The 430-nt window shown below is 60.9% G+C and carries 1 pseudogene; it reads right to left on the reverse strand.

The features are described 5' to 3' along the window. Nucleotides 1-430: pseudogene (locus EN955_RS35045) on the reverse strand (hypothetical protein); the annotation flags it as partial.

Here is a 430-nt window from a genome sequence, read left to right on the forward strand (position 1 = left end):
GCAAAGTCGCATGGCGTAGCTTGTCCTCGCGCTTAAGGGTCTTCACTCGTCCGACAAGGCCAGGTTTGATCCATTCGGCGTCTGGCTTGTCGGCTCCCTTCGGTGGCGTGCCTTTCCCCTCCTGCACCTTGGCCCACAGGCGTTCTCGCATGGCTTTGGTCAGCGCGATGTGAGCCGATCCGACATAGCGGCGTTCCGCATCGCGGGTTGCCATCAAAGCGAGTGGTGCCGATCCCGGTTTTAGCTGCACGCCTGCCACTTCAAAGTCGACTTCCTCGTAGCATTTGGTTTTCAGCCACGCTTCGGTGTCGCCTGACCGATAAACGCTGTCAGGCCGCTTCGACACCATGCCCTCCAGGCCCATGCGATCAACCGCGGCGTAGAAGTCGGCCCCGCCGCCATGCACATGGTGACTGTACTGGATCACGCC

Source organism: Mesorhizobium sp. M7A.F.Ca.CA.001.04.2.1 (assembly GCF_003998485.1).
Lineage (GTDB): Bacteria > Pseudomonadota > Alphaproteobacteria > Rhizobiales > Rhizobiaceae > Mesorhizobium > Mesorhizobium ciceri.